The organism is Alistipes finegoldii DSM 17242, from assembly GCF_000265365.1.
Classification (GTDB): Bacteria; Bacteroidota; Bacteroidia; order Bacteroidales; family Rikenellaceae; genus Alistipes; species Alistipes finegoldii.
In genome coordinates this window covers 3080790-3097817 of record NC_018011.1, presented here as the reverse complement: position 1 = coordinate 3097817, position 17028 = coordinate 3080790, and the positions used below count along the sequence as shown (strand labels likewise).

Below are 17028 nucleotides of genomic sequence, written 5' to 3'. Positions count from 1 at the left end.
GAAACGAAATATATGCCGTTGCCGGATTCTCCGCAAACCGCCGCTTTTGCATCTGTCGAAAATTATCCCTACCTTGCGGCGTCACTGATTCGCTAAACCTCCATTCGATGAAATCGCGTCTTTTTCATCACAAGGACCCGCGCGCAGCTTCCCGCACCGGCGCCCAGTCCGATACCGACACGCTGAGCATGCTGTCCGTCGGCGCCGTCACGCTCACCCCGGAAGGGGAAATTACGGAAATCAACGCACGGGCATGCGACGAACTCCGCATCCGCGGGGGGGGGATTTTTCACATCCGCTGAACATCTCCGACATCCTTTCGGTCTGTCACGACCGGCAGGACCTTCTGCCCGGCATTTTCGCCCGGCTCAGGGAACGGCACCGCTACGGAGACCTGCCGCCATGGAGCTATATCCGGCTTCGGAACTCCAACCTGAAATTCTACATCGAAGGCCGTTTCGTCGGCCGTTACGACCGGCGGCGGCAACTGCGCCGGATCGTCTTTCTGTTCCGCAACACCGAGGAGGAGATCACCCGCAAATTCATCCTCGGCATGGCCCTGTCGCAGACGAAAATATTCCCGTGGTTTTTCGACCTCGGCCACAACAGGATGGTCATCGACGAGCGCTGGTTCGCCCACTTGGGTCTTCCGGCGGGCGACGGCACGATCGGCACCGAAGATTTCTTCAGGCTCGTGCATCCCGAAGACCGCGGCAGGCTGGCCGACGCCTTCGCAAAACAACTCGCAGGAGAGATGAATCCCGACACGTTCACGTACCGGCTCCGGCGCGGTGACGGTACGTGGGAGTGGTTCGAGGAGCAGTCCGTATACCTCGGACAGACCGGCGACGGATCGCCCTACCGCATCGTGGGGATATGCCAGAGCATCCACGACCACAAGACCTCCGAAGACGGACTGCGCGCAGCCCGCGACAAGGCGAGGGAGAGCGACCGTCTGAAAAGCGCGTTTCTGGCCAACATGAGCCACGAGATACGCACGCCCCTCAACGCCATCATCGGCTTCGCCAACCTGCTCACCAGCGAAGACATCCCGTTCAGCGAGGTGGAGAAGCAGGAGTACAGCCGGCTCATAACGAGCAACGGAGACCAACTGCTGCGCCTGATTTCGGACATCCTCGACCTTTCGAAGATCGAATCGAACACCATGGAATTCCATTTCGGGGAGCACTCGCTGCACGCCCTGCTGACGGATATTTATCAGGCTCAGCGGCTCTGCATGCCGGAAGGCGTCCGTTTGCGGCTCGACATGCCGCAGGCGGACACACCGATAGTCACCGACGCGTCGCGGCTCAAGCAGGTCGTCAACAACCTCATCAACAACGCCGCGAAATTCACGGACGACGGCAGCATCACCTTCGGCTTCCGCTCCCCGCAGGGGTGCGAACAGGTCGAACTGTTCGTCCACGACACCGGAAAGGGCATCGCGCAGGAGCATCTGGACCGGATTTTCGAACGATTCTACAAGGCCGACTCGTTCGTCAAAGGCGTCGGGCTCGGACTGTCGATCTGCCGCACGATCACCGAGTATCTGGGCGGCGCCATTTCGGTCGAGTCCGAATCCGGCAAAGGCACCCGGTTCACGATTCAGCATCCGCTGAGCAGGCCTGAAGCGGCTCCGCGGCGGGAGCCTGCGGAGACGGCCGGAATGCGGCAGTAAGGTACGATTCTTGCCCGCAGCACGTTGTTCAATAAAAATTCAGCCATATGATTGAAAAAGTAACGTTGCAGCTGACCGGGGATTCGAAACTCGTACCCGAAAACGGTCCCGACTGCGGGGAGATGAATCCCAAGACCCTGCTGCTCTATGCCGCAGCCAAATGTTCGGGAATGACGGCCCTGATGATTATGAAGAAGGAGCGCCTGCGTCCCAAGCGCTTCGAGATCAGCGTATCGGGCGAACTTTCGACCGAAGAGGTCCGGTCCGAAAGCGTATTCAAGTCGTTCCACGTCGTCTACAACATCGAATGCGACACCGAGGACGATCAGGCCAAGGTGAGCCGGGCGGCGACGCTGACGCACGAAAAATACTGCGGCATCATGCGCATGTTCCGCATGATCGCCCCGGTATCTCACGAAATCGCGGTGGTCAGCACCGAACCGGCGAAAGCCTGACACCGCAAACCGGCGAAAAAATCGGAGGGTCCGACGGACCCTCCGATTTCTATTTCCGGGCTACTGCTGCGCCGTAATCCGCCGGTAATCCGACACCGCCACGGCATAATTGTAATGCGCCTTGATGGCGTTGGTATAGAGCTGAATCCAGCTCAGCTGCGCCTGCAGCACATCGAGAATCGTCGCCAGCCCCTCGCCGTAGGAATAGGTGCTGATGTCGAGGTTCTCGCCGGCGATGCGCAGGCTCTGCTCCATGGCTTCGACCTGCGCACGGCTGTTCACCAGCGCCGTCCAGCCGTTCATCTCTTCGCGCACGATATCGTCGTAGAGTTGCGCGGCGTCCCATTCGCTCTGCCGCTGTACGGCACGTGCGACGCCCGTCGCGCGGCGGCGTTCGCCCCAGTGGAATATCGGCAGCGAGAGTTTCACGAACGCCGAGCCGTCCACCGTCGTAGCGCCCGTGCGGTTGGGATAATAGGGCTGCCACGATCCCCCGACGCCGACGCTCAGCTGCGGATTGAAGGCCGCACGGGCTGCGCGGATGCCGGCTTCGGCCCGGTCGCTGCGCAGCTGCGCGGCGGCATAGTCGGGTCTGAATGCCGCCGCTTCGGCGGCGGGCACCCGCACGGGCTGCGGAAGCGAATCGCGGATGCCCTGCGCCAGCGTTACGCCGAGCGCAGGATCGGCGCCCCGCAGGATGTTGAAATTATGCAGCGCCACGGTGTAATTCCGCTCGGCGGAGATCAGTTCGTACTGCGCTTCGCTCAGGCGCGTGTCGATCATCAGCACGTCGCCCTTGGCGATATACCCCTCGGCAAACCGGCGGTCCACCACCTCCTTGAGCGAACGGATGATGCTGACATACTGCCGCATCGAAGCGGCATAGAGCGCCATGGCCGAAAGGTTCCAGTAGGTATACTCGGCCGTATAGCGGACATCGAGCCGGGTGAACTCCTCGTCGCAGAGGGCGATGTCGTATCCCAATTCGGCCTGCCGGTAAGCCGCACGCACGGCTCCGCCGCCGTAGACGACCTGCACCAGCTGGGGCAGCACGCTGAAGTTCCAACGTTCGACGCCGTCGTAATGATGGACGGTGGCCGTGAAGTTCCCGTCGAGCGACAGCCGCGGCAGGTAGCCCGTCCGCGCCTGCCCCACGGTTTCGGCGGCGGCATCGCTCCCGGCGACGGCGACTTTTAGCCGGCGGCTGTACTCGGTCACGTCGCGGCGGTAATCGTCGAGCGTGGTCTGAGCGTGCGTCGGCGGCAGGCAAAAAAACAGAATGACTGACAGCAGAAACGGTTTCATGATTCACGGATATTATAGAAAATGGCGTAGACGACCGGCAGGACGCAGACGGTCAGCAGCGTGGCGACCAGCAGTCCGCCCATGATCGTCGCGGCCATCGCCCCGAACATCGAGTCGAACAGCAGGGGCAGCATGCCGAGGATCGTGGTCCCCGAAGCCATCGCAACGGGCACGATACGGCTGCGCGTGGCGGAGACCAGCGCATCGTAAGGCCCTCTGCCCCCGGCCCGCAGGACGCCGATCTGCTCGACAAGCACCACGGCGTTCTTGATATTCATTCCCACAAGCCCCAGCAGTCCCAGCAGCGAAAAGAAGTTGAACACCTTGCCCGTAACGGCCAGCCCCAGCACCACGCCGATAAAGATCAGGGGGATCATCAGCAAGATGATGACCGGTTCGCGGTAGTTGCGGAACAGCAGAAGCAGGACGATGAAGATCAGGATCATCGTCAGGGGCATGTACTCGGCCAGCGCCGAATTGGACTCCTGCTGACTCTCCTGCTCACCGAAGACCTTCATCGAATAGCCTTCGGGCAGCGGCACGGCGCGGGTCACCGAATCGCGCAGGGCGGCGAACAGCTCCATCGTATTGACCCCGCGCGCCGGGTCGCACTGCGCCTTCATCACCCGCTGGCGGTTGTAACGCTTCACCACCCCGCCGCGGTATTCGAAGCGGAAACCGTCGGTCGCCTGTTCGATGGAGTAGACCTTGCCCGCAGGCGTGAAGATCGGCAACGCCTGCAGGTTGGTCAGATTATAGGCGTCGATATTCTCGTCCTTGAGCAGGATCGGCATGAACTGGTCGCCCTCGCGGTACTCGCCGAGCCGGTAGCCCTGCGTGGCGATGGTAATGCCCTGCGCCATCTGACTGCGGGTGACGCCGATGCGCTGGCCCTTCATCTGCGAGTAGAGCGGCAGCCACGTCGGAACGCGGTTGCCCCAGCTGTTGCGGATATTCGCCGTGCCGGGCGTACGCCACATGATGTCCTCGGCCGCCTGCGTCAGCCGGCGGAGCGTGTCGATATCGTCGCCGATGAACCCGAATTCGATCGCGGCGTCGGGCACGGGCGAGAGCTTGAAAAGCGACGAGCGCAGCCACACGTCGGGACAGTTCGCCACGACGTAGGCATTGAAACGGTTTTCAACCTCCTCGGTCTGTTTCCGGTCGTGCAGTTCGATCAGGATATTGCCGAAATTGGGCCGCAGCGAAATGCTGCTGCTGGCCAGATAATAGCGCGGCGGCGTGGAGCCCATCGTCACCGACACGGTCTTCACTTCGGGCTGCTCATGGAGCCACTCCTCCATCAGGCGCAGGTTGCGCTCCGTATCGCGGATGTTATACCCTTCGGGCAACAGCACGTCGGCCCGGAAATAGGGCTTGTCCAGCGACGGGAAGAAATTCTGCGGCATGAGACCCATTACCGCCAGCGAAAGGGCGAAGAGCGCGACGACGCCCGCAACGACGCCCCACCGCCAGCGCAGCAGCCCGGCCAGCAGCCGGTCGAATTTCCGGTAGAACTTCGTATCGTAGGGATCGTGCGCCGCAGGTTTGACGCGGAGCATGAAATCGCCGAAAAGCGGCGTCTGCGTAAGGGCCAGCCCCCAGCTCAGCAGCAGCGAAAGCCCCAGCACGACGAACAGCGGCTTGACGATCTCGGCAACGGACGAAGGGGCCAGATAAAGCGGCAGGAACGAGAAAATGGCGATCAGCGTCGCTCCCAGCAGGCTCCAGCGCGGAGCATTGGCCCCGTCGATGACGGCCTGCCGCCGCGCGACGCCCCGCAGCATGGCCTGCTGCGCATTGTCGGTCACCACGATGGCGTTGTCCACCAGCATGCCCATCGCGATGATGAACCCCGCCAGCGAGGTGCGGTTGAGACCTTCGCCCAGAAACTGCATCAGCAGAAGCGTACCGCCTTTGGAGAACAGCAGCGAACTGCCGATCAGCACCCCGGCGCGGAATCCCATGACGAGCATGATGATAAGGATGACGATCGCCACCGATTCGGCGAGGTTCAGGATAAAGGTGGAATTCGCCTCGCGGGCAATGCGGTCTTCGGGATAAAGCACCGTGAGGTCCATGCCCACGGGCATCTGGCGCGTAAGGCCGCCGAGCACCCGGCCGATCTTCTCCCCGGCCTTCACCACGTCCACGTCAGCCTCGGTCGAGATGCCGATGCCCACCGCCCTGCGGCCGTTCACGCGCATCAGCGTCTGCGGCGGATCGGCGTATCCCCGCTCCACGCGGGCGATGTCGCCCAGCCGGTACTGCTTGCCCGAAGAGGAGATGAGCAACTGGTTGGAGATGTCGCCGAGGTCCTTATAGGCCCCGTCCTCCAAGATCTGTATTTCGAGCGCCCCGGCCTGCTTCTCGCCGCTGTTGACGATCGTGTTCTGCTGGCCGATGGTCCTCACGATCGATTCGGGGCGGATCGAGAAGTTGGCGAGCGCCGCAAGGCTGACATAGACGTTCACCACGGGCGTCTGCTCGCCGAAGAGCGTCACCTTCTGCACGCCGTCCACGGTCACCAGCGCCGTCTTGATCCGCTGCGCCCACTCGCGCAGTTCGGACCATGTGAATCCGCCGTCGACCGAAAGGCCGTAATAGATGCCGTACACGTCGCCGAAATCGTCGGCCACGGTAACGGGCGAAGCCCCGGCCGGCAGCCGGGGCTGGATGTTGAGCACCTTGCGCCGCAGCTCGTCCCACAACTGCGGAATCTCCGCGGCGCCGGTCGCAGGATCGAGTTCGACCATGATCTTCGAAAGTCCGTAATAGGACTCGGAGGTGATTTTATGCACCAGCCGCATCGACTGCACCTCGCGTTCGATCGGCTCGGAAATGAGCTGTTCGACCTCCAGCGGCGTGGCTCCGGGATAGGTGCAGACCAGCGACGCACTTTTGATGACGAACGTCGAATCCTCCTTTTTGCCCAGCGTGACGAAGCCGAGGGCGCCGCCAGCAAGCAGGACGAAAAGGAAAAACCAGACGACTTTTTTATTTTTCAGCGAATATTCGGGCAGACTCATGACCGTATCACTTTAGGATTCGCACCCGCTCGCCCTGCCGCAGCTGATAAACGCCCGCCGTGACGACGCGCTCGCCCGGCTCCACGCCGCTGTCCACCACGACGCGGTCGCGGCCGTACAGCTCGCCCAGCGTCACCTCGCGGCGCACGACATGGCCGTCGCCGGTCACGATCCAGACGTAGGTGCCGCCTTCGGCCGGAGCGAAGATCGCCGACACGGGCAGCGACACGGCGTCGGGAACCGGGTCGGCGCTCTGCATGGTAATCGTACACGACATGCCCGGAGAGACGGGATAACGCCCCGGATCGGCATTGGTCAGGCGAAGCGATACGGGAAATCCCGACGCGTCAGACGAAGTCTTGGCGTAATCTTTCAGCACGGCCGGAAACTTCACGCCCCGGTAGTTGTCGAATTCCACCTCGAAGCGCGTGGATTGGGAGGCCAGCAGCGGCAGAGCGCTTTCGGGCAGGGTGAACTGCACCTGCGTCGTCACGGGATTCACGACGCGCACGATGGTCTGTCCGGCCTGCACCCGTTCGTAATTATCGACGTATTTGCGCTCGACGACGCTGGCGAAAGGCGCCCGGAGCTTGGTCTCCTTGAGCATGTCGAGAGAGTTGTCATAAGCAGAGCGGGCCTGCGCATAGCGGGTTCGGGAAGCTTCGAATTCCTGCTGCGAGACGGCTTCGTGCTCCAGCAGCCGCTGCATGCGCTGCAGCTGCGAGCGGGCCTCTTCGTATGCGGAGCGGTCGGCGGAGACCTGCAGCTGGATGTCGCGGGGGTCGAGCTCGGCCAGCAGCGCCCCCTTCTTCACGCTCTCGCCCTGCGACACCGGAACGTCCAGCACCTGTCCGGAAAGCTTGAACGCCAGATTCACGGCGTCGTCGGGCGTAGCCATGCCCGCGAAATCCTTGTCGATGACCCCGGCGCCCGACGCCGTGACGACCTTCACCGGGCGGACCGTCTCAGGCGCCGGCTGACGGCGGCCGCAGCCGCACAGCGCGAGAAGAATGAATAAAGTTTGGAAAGTTCGCATAATAAGAAAGTTGACTCCGTTTCCGGGGTCAACTTTCATACCACTCGCCGCAAAAAGTCCCTATGGACGAATATCGCGACAATTCTTTTTAGCGCGGATCACGCCCTCTTCGAGCAGCACCATGCCGTTGTTGGCGCGAAGCATGGTCTTCATGGTCGAAGCGTCTATGTTATAGCAGCGTACCTCGCCCGATCCGAAATCGTGATAGGCGACGCCGTACAACGGCTGGGGCGTGAGACAGACGACGCGCGCGCCTTCGCTCTGCGCACGCCGTATGAGAGCGGCAAACCGCTTGGCGCAGGCGCGCGGCAGGCGGTCGAACGAGGTGACGCAAAGCATATACACGCGGCCGGGAGCGGTCAGTATCTCCTCCGTGGCGTCCCCCTCGGCATCGCGCAGGGCGAATTCGCTCATAAGCGGGCGTATGGCGGGCATCTCCTCGGTAGTCCGGGTATCGACCCACTCCCACTTCCCGGCGTCCTGCCATGCGGTGTCTTCGAGCGAAAATTCGTGCAGTTTGCCCGTTTCGAGATTGCGGTAAACGAGCACGGTCTCCGTCTCGCCGGGTTCGACGGCCGGAGCGTGCATGCCCTCCCAGATATTGACCCCGACCTTGTAGGGCAGGAAGTCGATCAGCGGCAGATGGCGGTAACAGTAGTACCCCAGATACATCGAAAGGAAGAAGAAGGTGACCGTCAGCACGATTTCCAGCGCGTTGAAGGCGAAAATCTTGTCGGGACGGTAGCGCCACCAGACCACGAAGGCCATGGGCAGCAGGGCCAGATTCTTGAAGAAAGTCTGCCACGGCGTCAGTTTCAGCGCCTCGCCGAAACAGCCGCAGTCCTCGACGGGAATCAGCGTGGCGCTCAGCAATGTCAGCGCTGTGAAGAACAGCATCGACAGCACGGCGAAGATCGAAATCAGACGGATGCGGACCTTGAACAGCAGCATGCACCCCATCATCAGCTCGGCGCCGCACAACCAGATCGAAAAAGCCATGCTCGCAGGCTGCAGCGACTCGACACCGTAGATCGAGAGGTACTCGTTGACCTTCATCGCCGTGCCCCACGGGTCGATAACCTTCGTGAAACCCGAAAGAATAAAAGTGCAGGCGAGGATCAGCCGGCAAACGTTGGCTATCAGTTTGAATACCCGTGTTTTACGCATCTGCTCCAAGTATTGGGGTTAGTTCCGCACGGATTTTGGCGAAGATGCCTTCGGGCGACTCCATCGCACCCGAAGCGTCGCTGCAATCGACGACCCGCAGCGACGGGTCCTTGGCCGCCGAGGCGAGATAGACGCTGCGCACGTCCTGCTGCAGCTGCAACGACGCCTCGTGGATATCCTGTCCGCCCTGCAGATAGTCGCGGTCGTCGCCTTCGCGCACTTCGGAGAGCTTGCGCTCGGTGAAGGCGAACGGTACGTCGAGGAACAGCGAGAGGTCGGGACGGGGAAGCGCGTTATGGCCGAATTCGAGGTTCACGATCCAGTCGGCCAGCCGATCGCGCTCCTCGCCGGCGGGAAGTTTGGCGCACTGGAAACCCACGTTCGAGTAGACGTAACGGTCCAGCACCACCGCTTTTCCTTCGGCGAGCCACTGCCGTATCTGCGGCGCGGCGTCGGCGCGGTCGCCCGCAAAAATCAGCGCCACGAGGTAGGGATCGACCTCCTGCACGCCGCCGAATTCGCCGCGCAGGAACCGGGCGATCAGCTGGCCGTATACGGGCGAATCGAAGCGCGGGAAATGCACATACTCGCTCTCGACGCCCCTGTCGGCAAACAGCTGGCGCAGCATGCGTATCTGGGTCGATTTGCCCGCTCCGTCCAATCCTTCGAGTACAATGAACATAGGTTGCCTGTTTTATTTCCGTTTGTGGTAGTTATGGTAGTTTCCTCTTCTCAGCGCAGCATCCGCACGGCCCGTTCGACCCCGTCGGCCAGCGCATCGGCTTCGGCCTGCGTGTTGTAAAGCGCGAACGAAGCGCGGCACATGCCCGTCGTCGCGTAATGGTCCATCACCGGCTCGGCGCAGTGCTGTCCGGTACGGACGGCGATGCCGAGCTTGTCGAGAATCATCCCCATATCGTAAGGATGCACGCCCTCGACGTTGAACGACACGATGGCGCATTTGCCGGGCGCCGTGCCGTAAATCCGCAGGCCGTCGATCGCCGCGAGACGTTCGGTCGCACGGCGCAGCAGCGCCTGCTCGTGCCGCTCGACCTCTTCGGGATCGAAGCGCTGGACGAATTTCACTGCTTCGCCGAGCGCGATGGCGCCCGAAAAATTGGCCGTTCCCGCCTCGAACTTGAGCGGAACGGGCGCATAGGTCGTCTTTGCGAACGTCACCGTATCGACCATGTCCCCGCCGCCCAGAAACGGCGGCATCGCCTCCAGCAGCGCGCGTTTGCCGTACAGCACGCCGATACCCGTCGGAGCGAAGAGCTTATGTCCCGAAAATGCGTAGAAATCGCAATCCAGCTCCTGCATGTCCGCGCCCCCGTGCACGACGCCCTGACATCCGTCCACGACGGCGATCGCCCCCACGGCATGCGCCGCGTCGATAATCCCGCGCAGTTCGGGCCGCGTGCCGAGCGTATTCGACGCCTGCGTCACGGCGACGGCGCGCGTCCGCCCGTCGAGCAGCGACGGCAGCAGTTCGGTGCGCAGACGCCCTTCGTCGTCGAAGGGCAGCACCCGGATCTCGGCCCCTTTGCGTTCGCACAGCATCTGCCACGGAACGATATTGGAGTGGTGTTCCATTTCGCTGACGACGATGTTGTCGCCCGCACGGACGAATTTCTCGCCCCACCCATAGGCCACCGTATTGAGCGAAGCCGTCGCGCCGGCCGTGAAAATCACCTCTTCCTTCTCCGCCGCCCCGATAAAGGCGCGGATCCGCTCGCGCGACGCTTCGTAGAGCGTCGTGGCCTCCTCCGAAAGGTAATGCACCCCGCGGTGGATATTGGCGTTGAGCTCCCGGTTGAGGTAATCGATCGTCTCGATCACCGCCAGCGGCTTCTGGGCCGTGGCCCCGTTGTCGAGGTAGACCAGCGGCTTGCCGTAAACCTCGCGTCCGAGAATCGGGAACTCCCCGCGTATTTTTTCAACGTCGAACATGGTTACAATTTTTCCATTTTGGCCCTAACGGCCTCCATCATCGTCTCGCACAACGGCTCCACGCCGCAGCGGCGTACGACGTCGCCCACGAACCCTTCGATCTGCAGCCGGCGGGCCTGCACCTCGCTCAGGCCGCGCTGGCGCATATACAGCACGGCTTCCGAGTCCATCTGCCCCACCGTCGCGCCGTGCGAGCACTTCACGTCGTCGGCATATATCTCCAGCTGGGGCTGGGTGGCGATATGCGCCGTCTCGCTCAGCAGGATGTTGCGGTTCTGCTGCTGCGCGTCGGTATGCTGCGCATCGGGCGCCACATAGACCAGTCCGCAGAACTCGCCGCGGGCCGAACCGCCGGCAACGCCTTTAATATAGGAATTGCTGCGGCAGTCGGGCACGTTGTGGTTCGTGCGCAGTTTGACGACGCAGTGTTCTTCACCGCCGGCAAGGAACACCCCGCCCAGCATGTTCTCGGCATCGCGGCCGTCGAGATCGATCGTATAGGAGACGTTGGCGCTCGTAAGCTGCACGGCCGTCAGGCGGCACAGGCTGCGTGCGGACTGCTTCACCGCAACCTCCGCGAAAGCTTCGGCGAGGAACACCTCCGTTATTTCGAGACGGGCGTCCTCCGCCGCGACGACTTCCAGCGACGACATGTCGGGCGCGGTATGCACCACCACGATGCGTCCCGACGCGCCCGCGGCGGCCTCGATGCGCATGCGCCGGGGATCGACCGCCGCATAAGGCCCGTCCTGCGTCCCTTCGATCCGGAACACTTCGCCCTGCGCCGTGCGGAAATCACGGATTATATCGAGTATCGCCGTCATTCCCTGTAATCGTTAATCAGCCAGTCGTAGCCCTCCTTTTCGAGTTTGAGAGCCAGCGTCTTGTCGCCCGTATGGATAATGCGTCCCCGGTAGAGCACATGCACCACGTCGGGCACGATGTAATCCAGCAATCGCTGGTAATGCGTAATGACCACCGTCGCGTTTTCGGGCGTATGCAGTTTCGTAACGCCCGTGGCGACGATGCGCAAGGCGTCGATGTCGAGTCCCGAATCGGTCTCGTCCAGAATGGCCAGCTTCGGATCGAGCATCGCCATCTGGAAAATCTCGTTCTTCTTCTTCTCACCGCCCGAAAAGCCTTCGTTCACGGCGCGCGAGGTGAGTTTCGAATCCAGCTCCACGACGGCGCTCTTCTCGCGCATCAGTTTCAGGAATTCGGCGGCCGTCAGCGGCTCCTCGCCGCGGAACTTGCGCTGCTCGTTCACGGCCAGCTTCATGAAGTTGGCCATCGTGACGCCCGGAATCTCGACCGGATACTGAAAACCCAGAAACAGCCCCAGACGCGCCCGGTCCTCGATCGGCATCTCCAGCAGGTCCCGTCCGAGGAACGTGGCCGAGCCTTCGGTCACCGTGAATTTCTCATTGCCCGCGAGCACCGCCGCGAGCGTCGATTTGCCAGAGCCGTTAGGCCCCATGATGGCATGCACCTCGCCGGCTTTCACTTCGAGGTCGATGCCCCGCAGAATCTCTTTGCCGTCGACCGACGCATGCAGATTTTTTACGCTTAACATATCTTTCTTGCCAGTTTTTTACATTTTTCAATCTCCGCCGTGCGGATCTCCTCCGCGACGCGGTGCGCATCGTCTTCGGGCAGCGCGCAACGGAGTTTCGAGCGGCAGCTCATACACCCCGTGCAGGGTCTTACGGTCAGGTCGTGCACGAAAATACGCTCGACGTCGCACGTCTCCGGCAAACTGCCGGCAATATGTTCCAGCATCTGCGAGACCAGACCGTTGCGCCGCGGACTGCCGTTGAGCACCAGCACTTTCATCTTTCCCGCCCGTTATCCGACCGAGCCTTCGAGGCTGATCGAAAGCAGTTTCTGCGCCTCGACAGCGAATTCCATCGGCAGTTTGGCCAGCACCTCGCGGGCATAGCCGTTCACGATCAGCCCCACGGCGTCCTCGGTCGAAAGGCCCCGCTGGTTGCAGTAGAAGAGCTGGTCGTCCGAAATCTTCGAGGTCGTGGCTTCGTGTTCGACCACAGCCGTGCGGTTGCGGCTGTCGATCACGGGGAAGGTATGCGCCCCGCATTTGTCGCCGATCAGCAGCGAATCGCACTGCGAATAGTTGCGGGCGTTCTCAGCCCCCTTCGCCATGCGGACCAGACCGCGGTAGGAGTTTTCGCTCCGCCCGGCCGAAATGCCTTTCGACACGATGCGGCTGCGGGTGTTGCGCCCTATGTGGATCATCTTCGTACCGGTATCGGCCTGCTGGAAATTGTTGGTCATGGCCACCGAGTAGAACTCGCCCACCGAATTGTCGCCGGCGAGAATGCAGCTCGGATATTTCCACGTGATCGCCGACCCGGTCTCGACCTGCGTCCATGACAGACGGGCGTTCTCGCGGCAGATACCGCGCTTGGTGACGAAATTATAGATGCCGCCCCGGCCCTCCTTGTCGCCCGGATACCAGTTCTGCACCGTCGAATATTTGACCTCGGCGTCTTTCTCGACGATGATCTCCACCACGGCGGCATGCAGCTGGTTTTCGTCGCGGCGAGGGGCCGTACACCCCTCCAGATAGCTCACGTAAGCACCTTCGTCGGCTACGATCAGCGTACGTTCGAACTGCCCCGTCCCCGCGGCGTTGATGCGGAAATAGGTCGAAAGCTCCATCGGACAGCGGACGCCCTTCGGAATGTAGCAGAACGAACCGTCGGAAAAGACCGCGGCGTTGAGCGCGGCGTAGAAATTGTCGGTATAGGGCACGACGCTGCCGAGATACTTCTTCACGAGATCCGGGAAGTCGCGCAGCGCTTCGGAAATCGAACAGAAAATGATGCCCTTCTCGGCCAGCACCTCCTTGAAGGTGGTCTTGACCGACACCGAGTCCATCACGGCATCGACCGCCACGCCCGCCAGCGCCATCTGCTCTTCGAGGGGAATGCCCAGTTTGTCGAAGGTCCGTTTGAGTTCGGGATCGACTTCGTCCATCGAATCGAGTTTTTTCTGCTGCTTGGGGGCGGCATAATAGATGATGTCCTGAAAATCTATTTCGGGAATCGTCAGGTGGGCCCACGTCGGCGGTTCCATCGTCAGCCAGTGGCGGTAGGCCGCCACGCGCCGCTCGGTCATCCATGCGGGTTCGCCCTTCTTGGCGGAGATCAGCCGCACGACATCCTCGCTCAGTCCCTTGCCGATGGTTTCGGTCTCGATATCCGAGGTGAAGCCGTACTTATATTCCTGCTCTCCGATATTCTCCAGTATGTCTTTATCTTTCTCTGCCATTATGCGCGAAATATCGTACAAAGGTACAAAATCAATTCACATTTTCATAACGCAGCAGAGCAAATCTGGGTCCAGAGCGGGCAAAACGGCAAAAAAGCGGGATGAACGGGGAGCTAAAAAAAATAAAGACGGCCCTCTGGTCGTCTTTATTTCAGGCTGCCGGTACGACACCCTTTCCTTGGCGGAGAGTGGGGGATTCGAACCCCCGGTACAGTAATCCCGTACGTCAGTTTAGCAAACCAGTGTACGGAAAAAATTTCTGCAAAAATATTTTTACACTATACAGCGTCCAGTAAATCGTTGTAAGTAACGCTACAAAAGTATGTTATAATTTTTGCAAATGCAAATTTATTGAATGTATATTCAACCTTAAAAATGAAAATTATAGAGAGGAAAATGATTTTTATAAAACTATTATAAAACTTTTGGAAAATAAAAAACCGCCGAAAAAATCGGCGGTTTCAATTTTGCGGAGAGGACGGGATTCGAACCCGTGAAGCAGTTTACCCGCTTGCCGGTTTAGCAAACCGGTCGTTTCAGCCACTCACGCACCTCTCCGGGCAGCTAAAACTAAATATTGCTATTGTTAAGCGGGACAAAAGTAAATGAAAAAAGGTGAATAACCAAATAAACGTGCAGAAAAAAATTATCTACAAAAAAAGGTGGGGATAATCCCCACCTGTAAAAAGGGCGCAGACGACGCTGATCTTTCGTAAGTTCCCGAAGGCTCCTAATCTATGCTTACGCGAGTCGGCATCCCGACACAATTTATTTTATGCTCACCTGCTGCCCTAATTTATAGTATTCGTGCTTTTTTATCCATGTCTTTCAGAAAATAGCAGATTGTATTTTCTGCTTTGGCGCTGACGGCCATTGCCCGTTTTTGAGCAATAGGGCCAAAAATGTAATGCCGCAAATTGGGTGGATGTTCTATGTATTTTGCGAAACAGAACCCAAGATTTACAGAGGCGTAAAATTCACTTGGTTTAGTCCGCGCCTTTGAAAGTACGGTACGATTCCGCTGGCCGCTAATCTTTATATACCCCCGATTAACTAATGTAGTTCTTTGCATCGTGTGAATTGGGAGTATTAAGTATTGATGCGGGGTTATGGTATCGCGCACCTGATAGATATAGATAAATCTTCTGACTATTGTTTCCAGATCGTGCGGAAATCTTATCCATTCTCCACTATATTTACTTATCAGGTCTGCTACTCGCACCGGGACAACATCATCGTAAGTCCACCGTGGAGCTTCATTAAACGTCGGGTTTGTAAATGTCGATATTCTGGGATAACGTTCGGCAAGGGTGTTGTTGATCGACGGGGCCCCTACAAAATGCCATTGAGTGCCCATTATAGAGCGGTTCGGTATTTTGTCTCGCTTCTGCCGGTGCCGTGACGTGCATCGAGCAAGTCCTATGAATAGTTTAGGCATAATCCGGTTGAAATATTCCGTGCTACACATGGGCCGAAAATAGATGTCCGCATTAAGCAGCCCTCCGGTTTCATTGGTGAAATGCGTACTTTTGTCTTGTTGTTTATAGATCACGCGGATAACCAACCCCGGTAATTTACCGTCGTCCTCAACACTCCCGCCGCCGCTGGCTGCGGGGACGTAAAGTTTATGGGATGCCGGGTCTTTTTTTACCTCAACGGTGTAGCCGGTTGTTATCTGCGCTGCGGCCACTCCACCAATAACGGTTTCTGTGGCTGCGGGTAGTTCATACGGAGCCGGGGTGTTATCCAAATCGTTGTAGTCGCCGCTTGTGGCGACGGCGGCCAGCTCCGGCATAGTCGGATATGCCGGGATATACAGTCGATGCGTTTTGGGGTCTATCTGCACCTCAACGGTGTAGTTCTTTCCTTTGTCTGCGGCAATAATACCACCTAATTGGGTAGCTGAAGCCGGGAATAATTCCTGTGTGCTGTATTCGAGGTCGTTCCATGCCGTAACGCCGTCGCCAAATTTGATGCGCCGCGTATCGAGCTCCAGCCCGATCTCGCCCTCTTGTAATATCGGATTGACCGCGGCCCAGCGTGCCGCAGTTCCGCGCCGCTGCTGAAACCGCGTATGAATAGTGATAATTTGATTCATTGTTTCTATGCGTTACCGCCGTCCATGATGAAAGTATTGTTCGCATCCTGTAAATAGCTGGTGAGGCGTGCAGGCGTAAAGTACAGACGGCTGCCCTCTGCTATGTCGTCAGTCGTAAGAGTTATAACGCCGACTTTTCCGTTTACGGATAATACGGCGTTGGCCGGGACGGGTATGCGCTTCCAGTTCGCCAGTTCTTTGGGATCGTTACCTGCGAGGATAAACGCCCCTGCCGGCGCATCGCTTCGCAAGCAGATGTCACCTTTCTGTACGGTTTTGGCTAACATTTCCGCGTCGCTGGCGGCTTCTACGACATCTACAATCGCAAGCTGCGGCAATACAGACGTGTTTAGTTTGCCGGAAGCATCCAATATCGGTACCTGTCCGGCGGTGGTGCCGACATTGCGCGATGCCGCCGTACCTGCATCCCGGATTTTATAGAGGGGCAGCGATGGTACGTCGTTTTCGGTAATTGATAAAGTCGTTGCGATTGAAATATTACCGCTTCCGTCGAATGAGGCACTACCACCTACGCCGCCTGTAAGGGCGATTGTCCGGGCTGTTTTCAGTTTGTCGGCCATCAATGCCTTATCGACATATCCGGTGTCGGGCCCCGCTCCTGCTGATTTCGCATATTTATCTTGCTGCATCACCCCGAGGGCGTCGAAACTTTCGACGGTAACAATTTGCTGTAATACCCTTTCCAAATCGTCACTCCATGTCACCATATACAGCGTAGGTGGCGTTGTCATAATGTGCATGAAGATTGTTCCCGGTTCCCATTTTTTCGCGTCTTCATCAGTTGGGGGATCATCAAAAAGAATGACTTTCCCAAGAGTATTTTTAGGCAGCATTGTGAATACCTTTGTGCCATCGCCTATTTTTAGATACTGCTTGTCCGTGCAATATCCCATTTCTCCTTTTATCAGTACCGGATTGGCCTTTATCCAATTCGATTCGGTATCGTTGCGAAGAACGAGCTTTGCTTTTAATGTTACGTTTGCCATAATGATAGGTTT

Annotated in this window: 15 protein-coding genes and 1 tRNA gene; 3 read left to right on the top strand and 13 right to left on the bottom strand. The window is 59.0% G+C overall.

The window, feature by feature from the left end:
• Positions 1 to 107: 107 nt before the first annotated feature.
• Genes ALFI_RS13345 through ALFI_RS13335 form a run of 3 tightly spaced genes read left to right on the top strand, consistent with a single transcriptional unit; the run spans position 108 to position 2133 of the window.
• Positions 108 to 302, top strand: a complete 195-nt coding sequence (locus tag ALFI_RS13345; RefSeq protein ID WP_042493761.1) for a hypothetical protein — start codon at positions 108 to 110, stop codon at positions 300 to 302.
• Positions 254 to 1678 carry a PAS domain-containing sensor histidine kinase gene (locus ALFI_RS13340; RefSeq protein ID WP_052312796.1) on the top strand — a complete coding sequence of 475 codons (1425 nt, stop codon included), beginning with the start codon at positions 254 to 256 and terminating at the stop codon, positions 1676 to 1678. Before ALFI_RS13345 ends, ALFI_RS13340 begins: the two co-directional genes overlap by 49 nt.
• Before the next feature lie 47 nt (positions 1679 to 1725).
• On the top strand, positions 1726 to 2133 hold the full coding sequence (locus tag ALFI_RS13335; protein ID WP_014776207.1) for an OsmC family protein: 408 nt from the start codon (positions 1726 to 1728) through the stop codon (positions 2131 to 2133).
• Positions 2134 to 2193: 60 nt separating this feature from the next.
• On the opposite strand, the gene ALFI_RS13330 is transcribed toward ALFI_RS13335, so the two are convergent.
• The 13 genes from ALFI_RS13330 to ALFI_RS17275 form a co-directional block, all read right to left on the bottom strand.
• Entirely contained in the window at positions 2194 to 3438 is a 1245-nt protein-coding gene (locus tag ALFI_RS13330) for a TolC family protein (protein ID WP_014776206.1), read from the bottom strand.
• A complete protein-coding gene (locus ALFI_RS13325) occupies positions 3435 to 6467 on the bottom strand; it encodes an efflux RND transporter permease subunit (protein WP_014776205.1) in 3033 nt (1010 codons plus the stop codon). Before ALFI_RS13325 ends, ALFI_RS13330 begins: the two co-directional genes overlap by 4 nt.
• Positions 6468 to 6474: 7 nt before the next feature.
• Positions 6475 to 7503: an efflux RND transporter periplasmic adaptor subunit gene (locus ALFI_RS13320; protein ID WP_042493759.1), complete on the bottom strand. Its 1029-nt coding sequence runs from the start codon at positions 7501 to 7503 to the stop codon at positions 6475 to 6477.
• A 60-nt stretch (positions 7504 to 7563) separates the two neighbouring features.
• Positions 7564 to 8670 (bottom strand): BT_3928 family protein, encoded by a 1107-nt coding sequence (locus ALFI_RS13315; protein ID WP_014776203.1) that lies wholly within the window; start codon positions 8668 to 8670, stop codon positions 7564 to 7566.
• Positions 8663 to 9352 carry a dTMP kinase gene (locus ALFI_RS13310; RefSeq protein ID WP_014776202.1) on the bottom strand — a complete coding sequence of 230 codons (690 nt, stop codon included), beginning with the start codon at positions 9350 to 9352 and terminating at the stop codon, positions 8663 to 8665. Before ALFI_RS13310 ends, ALFI_RS13315 begins: the two co-directional genes overlap by 8 nt.
• Before the next feature lie 50 nt (positions 9353 to 9402).
• Positions 9403 to 10620: an aminotransferase class V-fold PLP-dependent enzyme gene (locus ALFI_RS13305; protein ID WP_009598088.1), complete on the bottom strand. Its 1218-nt coding sequence runs from the start codon at positions 10618 to 10620 to the stop codon at positions 9403 to 9405.
• A gap of 2 nt (positions 10621 to 10622) precedes the next feature.
• Positions 10623 to 11444, bottom strand: a complete 822-nt coding sequence (locus tag ALFI_RS13300; protein WP_014776201.1) for a SufD family Fe-S cluster assembly protein — start codon at positions 11442 to 11444, stop codon at positions 10623 to 10625.
• The gene (gene sufC / locus ALFI_RS13295) at positions 11441 to 12193 is read right to left on the bottom strand and encodes a Fe-S cluster assembly ATPase SufC (protein WP_014776200.1); all 753 of its coding nucleotides are present in this window, start codon (positions 12191 to 12193) and stop codon (positions 11441 to 11443) included. Before sufC ends, ALFI_RS13300 begins: the two co-directional genes overlap by 4 nt.
• Positions 12187 to 12453 carry a flavodoxin family protein gene (locus tag ALFI_RS13290; protein WP_014776199.1) on the bottom strand — a complete coding sequence of 89 codons (267 nt, stop codon included), beginning with the start codon at positions 12451 to 12453 and terminating at the stop codon, positions 12187 to 12189. Before ALFI_RS13290 ends, sufC begins: the two co-directional genes overlap by 7 nt.
• A gap of 12 nt (positions 12454 to 12465) precedes the next feature.
• The gene (gene sufB, locus ALFI_RS13285; protein ID WP_014776198.1) at positions 12466 to 13911 is read right to left on the bottom strand and encodes a Fe-S cluster assembly protein SufB; all 1446 of its coding nucleotides are present in this window, start codon (positions 13909 to 13911) and stop codon (positions 12466 to 12468) included.
• 470 nt (positions 13912 to 14381) lie between these two features.
• Positions 14382 to 14469 (bottom strand) — tRNA-Ser (locus ALFI_RS13280).
• Between the two features lie 238 nt (positions 14470 to 14707).
• Positions 14708 to 16009 carry a hyaluronate lyase N-terminal domain-containing protein gene (locus tag ALFI_RS16250; protein ID WP_014776197.1) on the bottom strand — a complete coding sequence of 434 codons (1302 nt, stop codon included), beginning with the start codon at positions 16007 to 16009 and terminating at the stop codon, positions 14708 to 14710.
• A gap of 5 nt (positions 16010 to 16014) precedes the next feature.
• Positions 16015 to 17016, bottom strand: a complete 1002-nt coding sequence (locus tag ALFI_RS17275) for a hyaluronate lyase N-terminal domain-containing protein (protein WP_014776196.1) — start codon at positions 17014 to 17016, stop codon at positions 16015 to 16017.
• Positions 17017 to 17028: the final 12 nt, after the last annotated feature.